This window comes from Micrococcus sp. GbtcB5 (genome assembly GCF_019091605.1).
Classification (GTDB): domain Bacteria; phylum Actinomycetota; class Actinomycetes; order Actinomycetales; family Micrococcaceae; genus Micrococcus; species Micrococcus luteus.
Map to the genome: position 1 here is coordinate 1 of NZ_JAGXJK010000035.1, position 13,863 is coordinate 13,863.

Below are 13,863 nucleotides of genomic sequence, written 5' to 3' on the forward strand. Positions count from 1 at the left end.
TCCCACCAGCGGGGCAGACGTCGATGCCAGACCTCGGTGGCGGGCATACGCGGCACCGGGGTGCTCGTCGGCCTTGATGATCCGCATAGGGTGACGGAATGGGCCTGCGGCGGCCAGGCGATCCGGAAGATCCTCGTTGCCGCCGTTGTCGCAGAGCACCACATCGAAGGCGGGTGGGTCCACCTGTTCGTTCAACGCTCGAAGTTGCAGGTCGAGCCGGGGCCCACTGCGATGGCACGGAATGATGACGGTGAGCTCTGGAACAGTCATGGCCCCTTCCTGGGTCTGTCCGCGGCGCAGGGTGGCGTTCTGGGCCTGCATGGAACTCTACTTCCTGGGCAACGCGCAGGTCAGGCGGGCGGCCCTGCCACGTCTGTAACCTGACCCCATGCACCTCCTCGTCACCGGCGGCGCCGGGTTCATCGGCTCGAACTTCGTCCACCACGTCGTCCGCGAGACCGGGCACGACGTCGTCGTCCTGGACAAGCTGACCTACGCGGGCAACCGGGAGAACCTTGCCGGGCTGCCGGAGGACCGCGTCCGCCTGGAGGTCGGGGACATCTGCGATACGGCTCTGGTGGACCGCCTGGTCGCCGAGTCGGACGCCGTCGTGCACTACGCGGCGGAGTCCCACAACGACAATTCGCTGAACGACCCCTCCCCGTTCATCCAGACGAACATCGTCGGAACCTTCGTCCTCCTGGAGGCGGTCCGCAAGCACGGCAAGCGCTTCCACCACGTGTCCACGGACGAGGTCTACGGCGACCTCGAGCTGGACGACCCGGCGAAGTTCACCGAGACCACCCCGTACAACCCCTCCAGCCCCTACTCGGCCTCGAAGGCCGGTTCGGACCACCTGGTCCGCGCGTGGGTGCGCTCCTTCGGCGTGCAGGCCACGCTGAGCAACTGCTCCAACAACTACGGCCCGTACCAGCACATCGAGAAGTTCATCCCGCGCCAGATCACCAACCTGATCGACGGCGTCCGCCCCCGCCTCTACGGCCAGGGCGTCAACGTCCGGGATTGGATCCACACGGAGGACCACTCCTCGGCCGTGCTGCGCATCCTCGAACGCGGCGAGATCGGTCGCACGTACCTGATCGGCTCGGACGGCGAGAGGAACAACAAGGAGATCGTGGAGATCCTCCTCGAGCTCTTCGACCGCCCCGCGGACGACTACGACCTCGTCGCCGACCGCCCCGGCCACGACCTGCGCTACGCGATCGACAACACCGCGCTGCGCACCGAGCTCGGCTGGGAGCCGCAGTTCACGGACATCCGGGCCGGTCTGGCGGACACGGTCCGCTGGTACCGCGAGAACGAGGCGTGGTGGCGTCCGGCGAAGGCCGCCGTCGAGGCCACGTACCGCGCCCAGGGCCAGTGAGGAGGCACCGCTGATGCGCATCACCGAGACCGCCATCCCCGGCCTGCTCGTCCTCGACCTCGACGTCCACGGGGACAACCGCGGCTGGTTCAAGGAGAACTGGCAGCGGGAGAAGATCCGCGCCCTCGCCGCCGAGCACCCCCGCCTCGCCTCGCTCGCCCCGGTGCAGAACAACATCTCCTTCAACGACGCCGTCGGCACCACCCGCGGCATCCACGCCGAGCCGTGGGACAAGTACGTGGCCGTCGCCCACGGCCGGATCTTCGGCGCCTGGGTGGACCTGCGCGAGGGGTCGTCCTTCGGCGCCGTCGCCACCGTGGAGCTCGGCCCGGAGAAGGCCGTCTTCGTGCCGCGCGGGGTGGGCAACTCCTACCAGACGCTCGAGCCGGACACCGCCTACACCTACCTGGTGAACGACCACTGGTCCGCCGACGCGCAGGGCCGGTACACGTTCCTCAACCTCGCGGACCCGACGGCGGCCATCACCTGGCCCATCCCGCTCGAGGACGCCGAGCTCTCGGACAAGGACCGCGCCCACCCGATGCTCGCGGACGTCACCCCCATGCCGCCCGCCCCGATCCTCGTGCTCGGCGCCGGCGGGCAGCTCGGCCGCGCCCTCGTGGCCCGGGCCGAGGCGGCAGGCATCCCCGTGGAGGCCCACGGCCGGGACACGTGGGACATGGCCGATCCGGCGTCCTGGCCGCGGGGGCATTTCCGCGGTCTGCGCGCCGTGGTCAACGCGTCTGCCATGACCGCGGTGGACGCCGCCGAGACGCCCGAGGGCCGGGCCCAGGCCTGGGCCGTCAACGCGACCGCCGTCGCCGAGCTCGCCCGCCGCTGCACCGAGGCCGGCGTCCCCCTGGCGCACGTCTCCACGGACTACGTGTTCGACGGCACCCTCCCCGTGGGCCAGGAGCACCCGGTGGACCACCCGCTCGCGCCGCTGGGCGTCTACGGCCAGTCGAAGGCCGCCGGCGAGGCCGCGGTGCGCACCGTGCCGTGGCATTGGATCGTGCGCACCTCCTGGGTGATCGGGGAGGGGAAGAACTTCGTGGCCACGATGGCCTCCCTCGCCGAGCGCGGGATCGACCCGGCCGTCGTCGGCGACCAGCACGGCCGCCTCACCTTCGCCGACGACCTCGCCGACGCCCTGCTGCACCTGGTCACCACGGACGCGCCTACGGGCACGTTCCACATGACCAACAGCGGCGACGTGGTCACCTGGCACGACGTCGCCCGGTGGGTCTTCGAGGACACCGGCCACGACGCCGGGCGCGTCTCCGCCACGACCACCGCCGCGTACCTGGCCGGCAAGGAGGGCGTGGCCCCGCGGCCGACGAACAGCGCCCTCGACCTCGGGCCCCTGGCCGCCGTCGGTTACACCGCCCCGGACCAGCGCGACCGCCTGCGCACGTACCTGAGGCGCTGACCCCGTCTCGCACGACGAAGCCCCCGCCGGCTTCGGCGGGGGCTTCGTGCGTGGGGGCGATCAGCTGCGCGTGCGGGCCTTGCGGCGTGAACGCCGCCCCTTCTTCGCGGACGAACCGACGCTCGAGAGGTACTTCTCGTGGGACTTGTGGTACGTGCTCTCGTACCCGTAGCCATAGGAGTAGCCGCCGCCGCGCTGGGAGCGCGCGACGCCGTTCATCACGACGCCCATCAGATGCGCGTCCACTGCGGCGAGATTCTCCACAGCCGCCTCCAGGTGGTCCTTGCGGGTCCGCCCCTGACGCACCACGAGCACAGTCCCGTCCACGGCGGTGGCCAGGAGCGAGCCGTCCGTGACGGGCAGCAGGGGAGGGGAGTCGACGATGACGAAGAAGTCCTCCGATGCCAGCTCCAACAGGGCCCGCATGCGCTTCGAGCCCAGCAGCTCCGACGGGTTCGGGGGCGTCCGGCCGGCGGGGAGCAGCGTGAGGTTCGGGATTCCGGTGGCCGCGAGGGCGTCGTCCGGCTGCACCTCACCGGCCAGCACCTCGGACAGGCCCACGTCGCCTGCCACCTGGAAGAGGTCGTGCTGCCGGGGGCGCCGCAGGTCGGCGTCCACCACGAGCACCCGTTCGCCGGCCAGGGCCAGGGCGCGGGCCAGATTCGAGGCGATGGTCGACTTGCCTTCGGAGGGGTCCGCGCTCGTGAACGAGACGACGCGCGGCGGCTCGTCGACGGAGACGAACTTGAGGTTGGTGCGCAGCGCCCGGATGGCCTCACCGGCCCGGGGGTCGAGGTCCACGGCCTCCTCGCCTGTGCGGGTCAGGGAGGCGTTCTCCGGGACGGCGCCGATCACGCCGGCGCCGGTGACCTCCTTCACGTCGGCGCGGCTGCGCACCTTCACATCGAGGAGACGACGGAGCACCGCGATGGCGAGTCCCGCACCCAGTCCGGCCACGACGCCCACGAGGACGTTGCGCCGGGTGTCAGGGCTCACGGGAGCAGAGGGCACGCGGGCGTCCGACAGGGGCACGACCTCCAGGGGGCTGTTCTTGTCCACCTCCGCCGCCACGTCCGCCGTCGCCTGCAGGGCGCTGTTCGCGAGCTGCGCGGCGGTCTCGGGATCCGTCGAGGTGGCGGTCACCTTGATCATGCTGGACCCGGGGACGAGCGCCGCGGAGAGCGAGTCGTCGTCGTCCTGCCCCGTGTCCTGTGCCACGCGTTCACGCACGGCCTGGCTGTTGATCAGGGCGACGTAGGCCTGAGCCCGGCTCTCGGCGGGTCCGTTGCCGGCGATGAGGCTCTGATCCGTGCTCCGCGCGGCGAGGAGCCCCTGAGATTCGGACGCGTAGATCCGGGGCTGCAGCGCGGAGTAGCCCCAGCCCAGCAGACCCCCCACGAGGGCGGCCGCCAGCAGCAGGAGGAGGTTGACGCGCAGCAGGCGGAAGAAGTCGACGATCGTCACGGAGCACCTCGGGGGTCATGGGCGGGGATGCGCGGGCCGTTGTGGCCAGGAAACGCACAGGTCCACGGTATCAAGACCCGCCGCACGGTCTGAGGACCCGAGGACGACGCCCCCACCGCGCTACGCTGAGCCGAGTATCGCCCGGCGTCCATGAAAGGTTCCGCACCATGCGCTCGAGCACGCCCCGTGACCGGACGGCTGCCCGCGCTGTGGGGGCCGTGGTGCCACCCGAGGCTCGGCCTGCCCGGGGCCACGCCTCGCTCGGCCTCGTCCCGGACGGTCAGGCCGCGTGGGCCAGCTCCCCGTGGAACCCGCTGGTCACGCCGGCCTCACCGCGGCTGTTCGAGGCCGTACTGGCGGTCGGCCTGGTGATGGAGGCGTTCACCGCTCCGGGCCTGCCGATCCCGTTCGCGGAGTTCTCCGCGATCCTTCTGCTGCTCCTGGCCTCGTTCCGGCAGCCCCGCCGGGACCTCTCGCATTACGGTGTGCTGGCCCTCGTCGCGCTGGCCCTGGTGGTGTATCTCGTCGCGGTGACCGTGCACAACGACCTTGACCCCACGCGTCGGGCCACCAGGATCACGCTCCTGATCCTGCTGATCTACGCCATCGCCAGCGAGCGGATCGACATCAAGGGCGTCCTCTACGGGATGACGGCCGGTGCACTGATCAACGTGCCCCTCTTCTACGCGGGCCTGGTCCCGGACACCTACGGCGGGTACCTCACTGGGTTCCTGGGGGACAAGAACGTCTCCGGCCTCTTCTACGCGCTCCTGCCCGTGCTGCTCGTGGCCACCATGCAGCGCATGGGCCCAAAGCTCCTCGTGCTGGGCGCCGGCTCCGCCCTGACCTTCCTCACCGGCTCTCGGACCTCGATGGCCGCGCTGTTCTGCGCGGTCGCGTGGATCTTCGTGAGCCCCTACCTGGGGCGGGCCCTCCGTATCGCGCTGGTGGTCGTCATGGGCTGGTTCGTCAGCTGGGCTGAGGAGAACCTGGCCGACCTCGGGATCTTCGGCGACCGCACGGGCACGGACTGGTTCCGGGCGCAGATCCAGGCGGCGTCCGTGGAGAAGGTGGCGGAGACGTCCTTCTTCGGCCAGGGCCTCTCCACGGCATTCGTGGACCTGGACCACGTGTCCATGTTCTTCCACAACTCCTACCTGGGTCTCCTGGTCGAGGGCGGCTGGCCGTTCCTGATCGTGGTGGTCGGCGCCTACCTCTGGCTGTGCCTGCGGCCCTTCGCCCGGACGCACCGCTCGCCTTCCCGTGTCGCCGTCGAAGCGGCCGCCCTCAGCATCCTCGTGGCCTCGCTCCAGCTGGGGGAGGTGTTCATCACGATCTTCGGCGCCATCGTGCTCGGTTGCGGACTCCTGCTGAGCGCCCAGGAGGACGAGGAGGACCATGGCGCCCCCGCGAAGGACCGGGCCCACCGCCGCAAGCTGGACCGCATCATCGAGCGGTCCCGACGCGCGGGCCGCTGAACGCGTCGAGCACCACCGGTGCTATCCTGTCCGGGTTGCCCAGGCGAGGGAGCGTGCGCTCCGTGATCGACGAGGCCGCCGCCGCGCGTCAGCATGCTGACCCGCTGCGGCACTGAAGCCCCCTCCTGGCCGCATCCCGCGCCGCCCCCGGCTGCGCGGCCGAGACCCCCACAGGAGGACGCATCATGTCTGACCAGCTCAAGATCAAGGTCACCCGCCGCACCGACTTCGGCAAGGGCGCCGCCCGCCAGGCCCGCCGCGCCGGCCTGATCCCCGCCGTCGTCTACGGCCACGGCCAGGAGCCCGTGCACCTGCTGCTGCCGGCCCAGGAGACCACCCTGGCCGTCCGCAACCCCAACGCCCTGCTGACCGTCGTGAATGAGGCCGGCGAGGAGCACCTGGTCCTGCCCAAGGACATCCAGCGCCACGCCATCAAGGACACCGTGGACCACCTGGACCTCATCGCGGTCCGCCGCGGCGAGAAGGTCATCGTCGAGGTCACCGTGCAGGTCGAGGGCGAGGTCGCCCCCGGCACCGAGTACGTGCTGGACTACGCCACCGTGCCGGTCGAGGCCGACGCCACCGACCTGCCCGAGGCCGTCACCATCTCCGTCGAGGGCCGCGAGGCCGGCGACCACGTGTACGCCCCGGACGTGCAGGTCCCCGCCGGCGCCACCCTGCAGCTCGAGGACGACATCGTCATCGCCACCGTCAACGAGGTCGTCGAGCAGGACCTCGGCGACGAGTCCGTGCAGGAGGAGCAGGCCGCCGAGTCTGCCGAGGGCGAGTCCAAGGGCTCCGAGGACTGATCACGCCATGACGACGGGGACCACGCTCATCGTCGGGCTCGGCAATCCCGGGCCCGAGTACGAGCGCACCCGTCACAACGTCGGCCAGATGGTGGCGGATGAGCTCGCCTCCCGCATGGGGGTCGGGTTCACCCGCCACCGGGCCGGCGCCGTGGTGGCCACGGGTCGCCTCGACATCGGGGGACCGCGGGTCGTGCTCGCGAAGTCCACCGGCTACATGAACGTCTCCGGACGCCCCGTCTCCGCGCTGGCGTCCTTCTACGGGATCGGCCCCGAGGACCTCGTGGTGGTCCATGACGAGCTGGACATCCCGTTCGACACCCTGCGCCTCAAGCGCGGCGGGGGAGAGGGCGGCCACAACGGCCTGAAGTCCATCACCGCCTCGCTCGGCACGAAGGACTACGCCCGCGTGCGCGTCGGCATCGGCCGACCCCCGGGCCGCATGGACGTGGCCGACTTCGTGCTGCGCCCCTTCACCAAGCCCGAGCAGGACGTCCTGCCCCTGCACGTGGACCGTGCGGCGGACGCCGTCGAGAAGCTCGTCACGGACGGGCTCGAGCCCGCCCAGCAGGCGTTCCACTGACCTCCCGCCCCGCGACATCCTCGACGGGGGTGCAGCCCCACGCTCAGGGGGTCGGGGTCACGGCACGGGCCAGGGCATCCGCGATGGTCTCCAGGGCAGGATCCATGATCTGGATCATCTCCGCGTACCCCTCCACCGGCCCGCGGAACGGGTCCACGACGTCGAGGGGCTGGGCGGTCGACCGCACGAGGGCCCGGTGGCGGGCCGCCTCCGCCGCGAACGCACGCACCCCGCGACCGGCGGGGATCCAGTCCCGTCCCTCTCGTGCGTCCACGGCGCGGACCAGCGCCGCGAGCTCCAGCACGGTGAACACCCGCGCGACGGCCTGCGGCACTTCTTGAAGTGCGAAGCGCATGTGCTCCTGAGCCGCGGCCAACACGAGATCCGCCTCCGCCACCATGAACGGTTGCAACGCGGCGGGACGGTGGCCTTCCAGCCCGGTGACGCCGGCCTCGGCGCCGAGCCGCACGAGCGGCGGCGGCACCGTCAGTGCCTGGTTCGGCTGGGAGCCGGCGCTGCCGACCTCCACCCGGCCGGGGGCCAGGACCGCCAGCCGGCCCTGCAGGGCCCGGCTCGCATAGGCCGAGCGGCACACGTTGCCGGTGCACACGATGAGCACGGCGTCCGGCGAGGGGAGGGCCCGGCGCCCCCGCCGGGCAGGCGGAGCCGAGCTCGACAGCGCCGGGCGACGGGAGAACGAGATCAACTGCGCGTGGCTCCGCTGTCACGCTCGAGCCACGAGGACAGCGCCCGGGCCTGACGATCGACGACCTTGCCGACCATCGGCTCGGCCTTCGCGGCGAGCTTCGAGCCCACCAGCGGAATCCGGCAGACGAGGGTGCCGTCCACGGAGAACTGGGAACCCTCACCGGCGGCGGTCAGGCGGAGGGCGCCGTCCGCCGTCGCCTTGGCGGAGGGCACGGTGATGGTGGTGGTGCCGGCGCGGGAGCCGTCCGCGGCGGGTGCGTCCCAGCGCTCCACCTGCTCCACCTGGAGGGCGGAGCCGATGAGCTTGCGGGCCATGTCCGGGACCCGGTCCGGGATGCGGTCCGCGGGCAGGGAGCGCACGGTGGTGACGGTCATCGCGCCCTCCGGGGAGCCCTCCACGGAGAACGAGACCAGGGAGCCGCCGAAGGACTCGACCACGGAACGGTGGAAGTCCTCGGACGCCAGGGCGGCCGCCACGGCCGCCGGCGGGTGCGGGATGGACTGCTGAGCGGAAAAGGCCACGGTGTCTCCTCGGGGTCAAGTCGGGCAGCGCCCGGCGGGCCGTGCGAGGGCCGGCACCGGTTCGCCGACGGCGATGGGCGTCCATCCCTCACCTTATATGCTGGCCTCCGCGCCCCGGGTCCCGTGCACGGCGCCGGGACCGGCCGCGCGACCCCTCGTGAACCCCCTGGAAGGTGTGTCCGCCATGTCGGCACTCTGGGCCGTGGCCCTCATCATGCTCCTGAGCGGGACGGCGAAGCTCCGTTCCGGCGAGGACGTGCAGGCCACGTTCACCCGACTCAGGGTGCCCCGCCCGTTCGCGGCCCCCAGCCTGGCGCGCGCGTTCCCCTGGCTCGAGCTGCTGCTCGCCGCCGCCCTCCTGCAGCCCTTCACCCTGCTGCGTCCCGTCGTCGGCCTGGTGGCCGTGGCCCTCTTCGCCGCCTTCCTCGCGCTCGTGGTCCGGGCCCAGGACGACCGCGTCTCGTGCGGCTGCTTCGGCGATGCCTTGGCCGCCCCGATCTCCCGCACCACCGTGGTCCGCAACGTCGTCTTCCTGGCCCTCGCCGTCCTGGCCCTGGCCGAGGGGATCGTCTCGCTGGCGGTGCACGGCGCGGGCCTGGCCTGGCAGCCGCTCACCGCCTTCGGCGCCGGGGCGTGGGCGTGGGCCCTGCTCGTGTCCGTGCTGCTCGCGACCGCCGCGTTCCTGGCCGGGCGCGAGTCCGTCCCGGCCGCACCCGACGCCGCCCCGGCGACGCCCACGCCCGAGGCCCCGGCCGCCGTCGACCCGGCCGACGCCGCCGAGCCCGAACGCCACCCGTTCCCGGACGCCGTCGTGGTCGCGGACGGCGAGTACACCGGTCTGCACCGGCTGGTCGCGGACGGGGCCGTGGTGGCCCTGCGCCTGTCCACGGGGTGCGGCTCCTGCGCGCGGGTGATCGAGCGGCTGGACGAGTTCAAGGACGCGCTCGGGCCGGTCCGGCTGCGGGTCCTCATGCCCCAGCACGCCCCCGGCGCCGAGGGGGCGATCCACAGCGGCGCCGTCGACGCGTCGCTCGTGCTCGCCGACCCGGCCGGCGCCGCCTCGCGGGCCCTCGGTCTGCACTCGTTCCCCACCGCGGTGCTGCTCGGCACGGACCGGCTCACCGCCGGCGGCCCGGTGGGCGGCGCCGACGACGTCCTCGCCTTCCTCGAAGAGATCCGGGAGATCATGACCACCGAACTGCCCGCCGCCACGGACGGCTCCACCGCCACCCCGGAGGTCCGCGCATGAGCGCCCCCGAGACCACCCCCGTCCTCGCCCCGCTGCTGCCGCGCCTGCGCGCCGAACGCGCCATCGAGGCGTCCGCCGCCTCCGCCGCCCGGCCGCTCGAGGCCCGGGGCGTCGAGCTGGAGATCGGCCTGCCCGACGGCGCCCGCGCGCCCCTGCTGACCGTCCTCGCCGAGGCGCTGGCCGAGGGCCACGGCGAGCGCGCCGCCGTCCTCGTGGTCACCGCGACCACCCGCGAGGCCGAGGACCTCGTGACCGACCTCGCCGCCTGGGCCCCCGCCGGTGCCGCCGCGCTGTTCCCGTCCTGGGAGACGTTGCCCCACGAGCGCCTGTCGCCGCGCTCGGACACCGTGGGCGCCCGCCTGGCCGTGCTGCGCCGCCTCGCGCACCCGGAGGAGCACGCGGAGGGCCCGCTGCGCGTCGTCGTCGCCCCCGTGCGCGCCGTGCTGCAGCCCCTCGTGGCCGGGCTCGGCGAGCTGAGCCCCGTGACCCTGCGGACGGGGGAGGAGCGGGACTTCGACGGCGTGGTGGCCGCGCTCGCGGACGCCGCCTACTCGCGCGTGGACATGGTCAGCCGTCGCGGCGAGTTCGCCGTGCGTGGCGGGCTGATCGACGTGTTCCCGCCCACCGAGGACTACCCCGTGCGCATCGAGTTCTTCGGCGACGAGGTGGAGCAGATGCGCTGGTTCTCCGTGGCGGACCAGCGCTCCCTCGAGGACACCACGGAGGACGGCTCGGGCCACCCCTCCGAGCTGTACGCGCCCCCGTGCCGCGAACTGCTCATCACCGACCACGTGCGCCGGCGCGCGAAGGAGCTGATCCCGGCCATGCCCGCCGCCGCGGACATGCTGGACCGGATCGCCGAGGGCGTGGCCGTGGAGGGCATGGAGTCCCTCTCCCCGCTGCTGGCCGAGGCCATGACGTCGCTGCCCCGCATGCTGCCCGCAGGCTCGCTGACCGTCCTCGTGGAGCCCGAGCGCCTGCGCGGCCGCGCCGACGACCTGCTGGCCACCAACGAGGAGTTCCTCCAGGCCGCGTGGGCCGGCGCCGCGCAGGGCGCGGTCGCCCCGGTGGACGTGGCCGGGGCGGACCAGTCCGCCGCGGGAGGCTTCCTCACGGTGGCCGAACTCCGCGCGGCCGCCCTCGAGCAGGACCAGGGGTTCTGGTCCGTCACCGCGCTGGTCTCGGACGAGGAGCTGCTGCCCGACGCCGCCACCCTGCGCGCCACCCTCGGCGTCCCGCAGACCTTCTCGGGCGACATCGAGGCCATGGTCGCGCACACCCGTGTCCGGCTCGCGGAGGGGTGGCATGCCGTGGTCCTCACCGACGGCCCCGGCTCCGCCCGCCGTCTCGCCGAGCTCAACGCGGAGGCCGGCCTCACGGCCTCCGTGGTGGACGGGCCCCTGCCCGCGGACCTCGCCCCAGGGCGGGTCTCCATCGCGGCGGCGCCCGTCGGCTCCGGCTTCACGATCCCGGACGCGCAGATCGCCCTGATCACGGAGCACGACCTCTTCGGCCGGCACCGCACCGCGGGCACGCGCGCCCCCGGGGCGCGGCTGGCCCGGAAGCGGCGCAACGCCGTCGACCCGCTGGCCCTGCAGCCCGGCGACCACGTGGTGCACTCCCAGCACGGCATCGCCCGCTTCGTGGAGCTGCAGCGTCGCAAGGTCACCGGCGGCCCGCGCACCGCCCCCGGCGCCGAGGAGTCCTACCGCGAGTACCTCGTGCTCGAGTACGCGCCCTCGAAGCGCGGCGCCCCCGGCGACCGGCTGTTCGTGCCCACCGACCAGCTCGACCTGATCTCCACCTACGTGGGCGGGGAGACGCCGTCGCTGTCCAAGATGGGCGGCTCGGACTGGGCGCAGACCAAGTCCAAGGCCAAGCGCGCCACCCGCGAGATCGCCGGCGAGCTCATCCGCCTGTACTCGGCCCGCATGGCCTCCCGCGGCCACGCGTTCGCCCCGGACACCCCGTGGCAGGGCGAGCTGGAGGAGGCGTTCCCGTTCATCGAGACGCCGGACCAGCTGACCACCATCGAGGACGTCAAGAAGGACATGGAGGCGGCCGTCCCCATGGACCGGCTCGTCTCCGGCGACGTCGGCTTCGGCAAGACCGAGGTGGCCGTGCGCGCCGCGTTCAAGGCGGTGCAGGACGGCAAGCAGGTGGCCGTGCTCGTCCCGACGACGCTGCTCGCCCGCCAGCACCACCAGACGTTCTCCGACCGGTTCGCCGGCTTCCCCGTCAAGGTGGCCGCGCTCTCCCGGTTCCAGACCGCCAAGGAGTCCAAGGAGGTCGTCGAGGGGCTCGCGCACGGCGAGGTGGACGTGGTGATCGGCACCCACCGGCTGCTCTCCGACCAGGTGCAGTTCAAGGACCTGGGCCTGGTGATCGTGGACGAGGAGCAGCGCTTCGGCGTCGAGCACAAGGAGGCGCTGAAGAAGCTGCGCACCAACGTGGACGTGCTCGCCATGTCCGCCACGCCCATCCCGCGCACCCTCGAGATGTCCCTCACCGGCATCCGTGAGACCTCCACGCTGGCCACCGCCCCGGAGGAGCGCCACCCCGTGCTCACCTCGGTGGGCCCGTACTCGGATCAGCAGGTCACCGCGGCCATCCGCCGCGAGCTGATGCGCGAGGGTCAGGTGTTCTACGTGCACAACCGCGTCACCACCATCGACAAGGTGGCCAAGCGCATCGCCGAGCTGGTGCCGGAGGCGCGGATCGCCGTCGCCCACGGCAAGATGAGCGAGGCCCGGCTCGAGCAGATCATGGTGGACTTCTGGGAGCGGAGGTTCGACGTGCTCGTCTCCACCACCATCATCGAGACCGGCCTGGACATCGCCAACGCCAACACCCTGATCGTGGAGGACGCCCATCGCTACGGCCTCTCCCAGCTGCACCAGCTGCGCGGCCGCGTGGGCCGTGGCCGCGAGCGGGCCTATGCGTACTTCCTGTACGACCCGCAGAAGCCCCTGGGCGAGGTGGCCCTCGAACGGCTCAAGGCCGTGGCCACCCACAACGAGCTCGGGGCGGGCATGCAGCTGGCCATGAAGGACCTCGAGATCCGCGGCGCCGGCAACCTGCTGGGCGGGGAGCAGTCCGGCCACATCGCCGGCGTGGGCTTCGACCTGTATCTGCGGATGGTGGGCGAGGCCGTGGCCGACTTCAAGGGCGAGGAGGACACCGCGCCCGCCGAGGTGAAGGTGGAGCTGCCGGTCAACGCCCACCTGCCGCACGACTACGTGCCGGGGGAGCGGCTGCGCCTGGAGATGTACCGCAACCTCGCCCAGGCCGCGGACGACGCCGCCGTGGACGCCGTGGTGGAGGAGCTCAAGGACCGCTACGGCCCGCTGCCGGAGCCGGTGGAGGCGCTCGTCGCCGTCGCCCGGTTCCGCAACCGGGCGCGGGCCGCGGGCGTCACCGAGGTGATGCTGCTGGGGCAGAACGTGAAGTTCGGCCCCGTCGCGGACCTGCCGGAGTCCCGTCAGATGCGCCTGACCCGCATGTACAAGGGCGCCCAGGTCAAGCCGGCCCTGAACGGCGTCCTCATCCCGCGGCCCAAGACCAAGCCGGTCATGGGTCAGGACCTCGTGGACGTCCCGCTGCTCGAGTGGGCGCAGCAGGTGGTCGACGCGATCTTCGCGCCGGAGGGCTGAGCCGGGTCAGGCCGTCCGACGCCGGGGGAGCAGCCGCCGCCGCAGGACGCGGCTCAGGCGAACCTCCACCAGCTCGTACAGCGCCCACGCCAGTCCGAGCGTGAGCGGGAATGCGATGAGGAAGCCCAGGACCCGGTCCTGGGTCAGCGAGATCATCGCGTAGCCGATGTTCTGGTGCAGCAGGTACCACCCGTACGAGACCCGTCCGAGGAACTGCAACGGCGCAGTGCGCAGCACGGCGGTGCGCTCGCGCATGACGACGACCACGAAGATCACGATCGGGACGGTCAGCATGATCGCGTGGCCCGGGCCCTGGACGATGAGTGCGGTGGCCAGCGCCGACGGCAGGGTCAGGGCCAGGCGCGGGTCGAGGCGGCCGCGTTCGCGGCTCAGGAAGAGGAGGGCGCCGCTCGCGAAAAGGGGAGCGTACTCGGCGATCGTGGCGGTCAGCAGGACGTCCGCCAGGCCTGAGCCAGCGGACCGCCAGAGGATGAGCCCCACGCTCAGGCCCACGCTGGCCACGGCCCAGAGAGCGAGGAGTAACGTGGTGAGCTGTTCCCGGCGTGTGAGGCCGAGCGCACAGA

At 72.5% G+C, this 13,863-nt stretch carries 12 protein-coding genes; 7 read left to right on the plus strand and 5 right to left on the minus strand.

The window, feature by feature from the left end; all coding sequences use genetic code 11:
- Positions 1 to 321, minus strand: a 321-nt coding sequence (locus KVS67_RS10465; protein ID WP_217565308.1) for a glycosyltransferase family 2 protein, incomplete at its 3' end; no start/stop codon positions are given.
- Between the two features lie 67 nt (positions 322 to 388).
- Between KVS67_RS10465 and rfbB the strand changes: the two genes are divergently transcribed.
- Together rfbB and KVS67_RS10475 are read left to right on the plus strand one after the other, a co-directional pair.
- Entirely contained in the window at positions 389 to 1,384 is a 996-nt protein-coding gene (gene rfbB, locus KVS67_RS10470) for a dTDP-glucose 4,6-dehydratase (protein WP_217565309.1), read from the plus strand.
- Positions 1,385 to 1,397: 13 nt separating this feature from the next.
- The gene (locus KVS67_RS10475) at positions 1,398 to 2,813 is read left to right on the plus strand and encodes a sugar nucleotide-binding protein (RefSeq protein WP_217565310.1); all 1,416 of its coding nucleotides are present in this window, start codon (positions 1,398 to 1,400) and stop codon (positions 2,811 to 2,813) included.
- Between the two features lie 60 nt (positions 2,814 to 2,873).
- Here KVS67_RS10475 and KVS67_RS10480 read toward each other — a convergent pair whose 3' ends face one another.
- A complete protein-coding gene (locus KVS67_RS10480) occupies positions 2,874 to 4,277 on the minus strand; it encodes a polysaccharide biosynthesis tyrosine autokinase (protein ID WP_217565311.1) in 1,404 nt (467 codons plus the stop codon).
- Between the two features lie 221 nt (positions 4,278 to 4,498).
- On the opposite strand from KVS67_RS10480, the gene KVS67_RS10485 reads away from it, so the two are divergent.
- The 3 genes from KVS67_RS10485 to pth all read left to right on the plus strand — a co-directional run bounded on the left by KVS67_RS10485 (position 4,499) and on the right by pth (position 7,147).
- Positions 4,499 to 5,755, plus strand: coding sequence for an O-antigen ligase family protein (locus KVS67_RS10485; RefSeq protein WP_368669050.1), 1,257 nt, complete (start codon positions 4,499 to 4,501; stop codon positions 5,753 to 5,755).
- 185 nt (positions 5,756 to 5,940) lie between these two features.
- Positions 5,941 to 6,564: a 50S ribosomal protein L25/general stress protein Ctc gene (locus KVS67_RS10490; protein WP_217565312.1), complete on the plus strand. Its 624-nt coding sequence runs from the start codon at positions 5,941 to 5,943 to the stop codon at positions 6,562 to 6,564.
- Between the two features lie 7 nt (positions 6,565 to 6,571).
- The gene (gene pth, locus KVS67_RS10495) at positions 6,572 to 7,147 is read left to right on the plus strand and encodes an aminoacyl-tRNA hydrolase (protein WP_217565313.1); all 576 of its coding nucleotides are present in this window, start codon (positions 6,572 to 6,574) and stop codon (positions 7,145 to 7,147) included.
- A 43-nt stretch (positions 7,148 to 7,190) separates the two neighbouring features.
- Here pth and KVS67_RS10500 read toward each other — a convergent pair whose 3' ends face one another.
- Positions 7,191 to 7,766, minus strand: coding sequence for a phosphotyrosine protein phosphatase (locus KVS67_RS10500; RefSeq protein ID WP_206452612.1), 576 nt, complete (start codon positions 7,764 to 7,766; stop codon positions 7,191 to 7,193).
- An 83-nt stretch (positions 7,767 to 7,849) separates the two neighbouring features.
- On the minus strand, positions 7,850 to 8,377 hold the full coding sequence (locus tag KVS67_RS10505) for a DUF2505 domain-containing protein (RefSeq protein WP_217565314.1): 528 nt from the start codon (positions 8,375 to 8,377) through the stop codon (positions 7,850 to 7,852).
- A 184-nt stretch (positions 8,378 to 8,561) separates the two neighbouring features.
- On the opposite strand from KVS67_RS10505, the gene KVS67_RS10510 reads away from it, so the two are divergent.
- Positions 8,562 to 9,626 (plus strand): MauE/DoxX family redox-associated membrane protein, encoded by a 1,065-nt coding sequence (locus KVS67_RS10510; RefSeq protein ID WP_217565315.1) that lies wholly within the window; start codon positions 8,562 to 8,564, stop codon positions 9,624 to 9,626.
- Positions 9,623 to 13,279, plus strand: coding sequence for a transcription-repair coupling factor (mfd, locus tag KVS67_RS10515; protein ID WP_217565316.1), 3,657 nt, complete (start codon positions 9,623 to 9,625; stop codon positions 13,277 to 13,279). Before KVS67_RS10510 ends, mfd begins: the two co-directional genes overlap by 4 nt.
- 6 nt (positions 13,280 to 13,285) lie before the next feature.
- On the opposite strand, the gene KVS67_RS10520 is transcribed toward mfd, so the two are convergent.
- The coding region (locus KVS67_RS10520; protein WP_368669051.1) for an acyltransferase family protein at positions 13,286 to 13,863 on the minus strand (578 nt) is incomplete at its 5' end.

Bases quoted from the DNA above. Each gene is read 5' to 3' on its own strand.
- KVS67_RS10510 (WP_217565315.1), top strand. From the start codon at position 8,562: ATGTCGGCACTCTGGGCCGTGGCCCTCATCATGCTCCTGAGCGGGACG.
- mfd (WP_217565316.1), top strand. From the start codon at position 9,623: ATGAGCGCCCCCGAGACCACCCCCGTCCTCGCCCCGCTGCTGCCGCGC.
- KVS67_RS10490 (WP_217565312.1), top strand. From the start codon at position 5,941: ATGTCTGACCAGCTCAAGATCAAGGTCACCCGCCGCACCGACTTCGGC.
- KVS67_RS10475 (WP_217565310.1), top strand. From the start codon at position 1,398: ATGCGCATCACCGAGACCGCCATCCCCGGCCTGCTCGTCCTCGACCTC.
- rfbB (WP_217565309.1), top strand. From the start codon at position 389: ATGCACCTCCTCGTCACCGGCGGCGCCGGGTTCATCGGCTCGAACTTC.
- pth (WP_217565313.1), top strand. From the start codon at position 6,572: ATGACGACGGGGACCACGCTCATCGTCGGGCTCGGCAATCCCGGGCCC.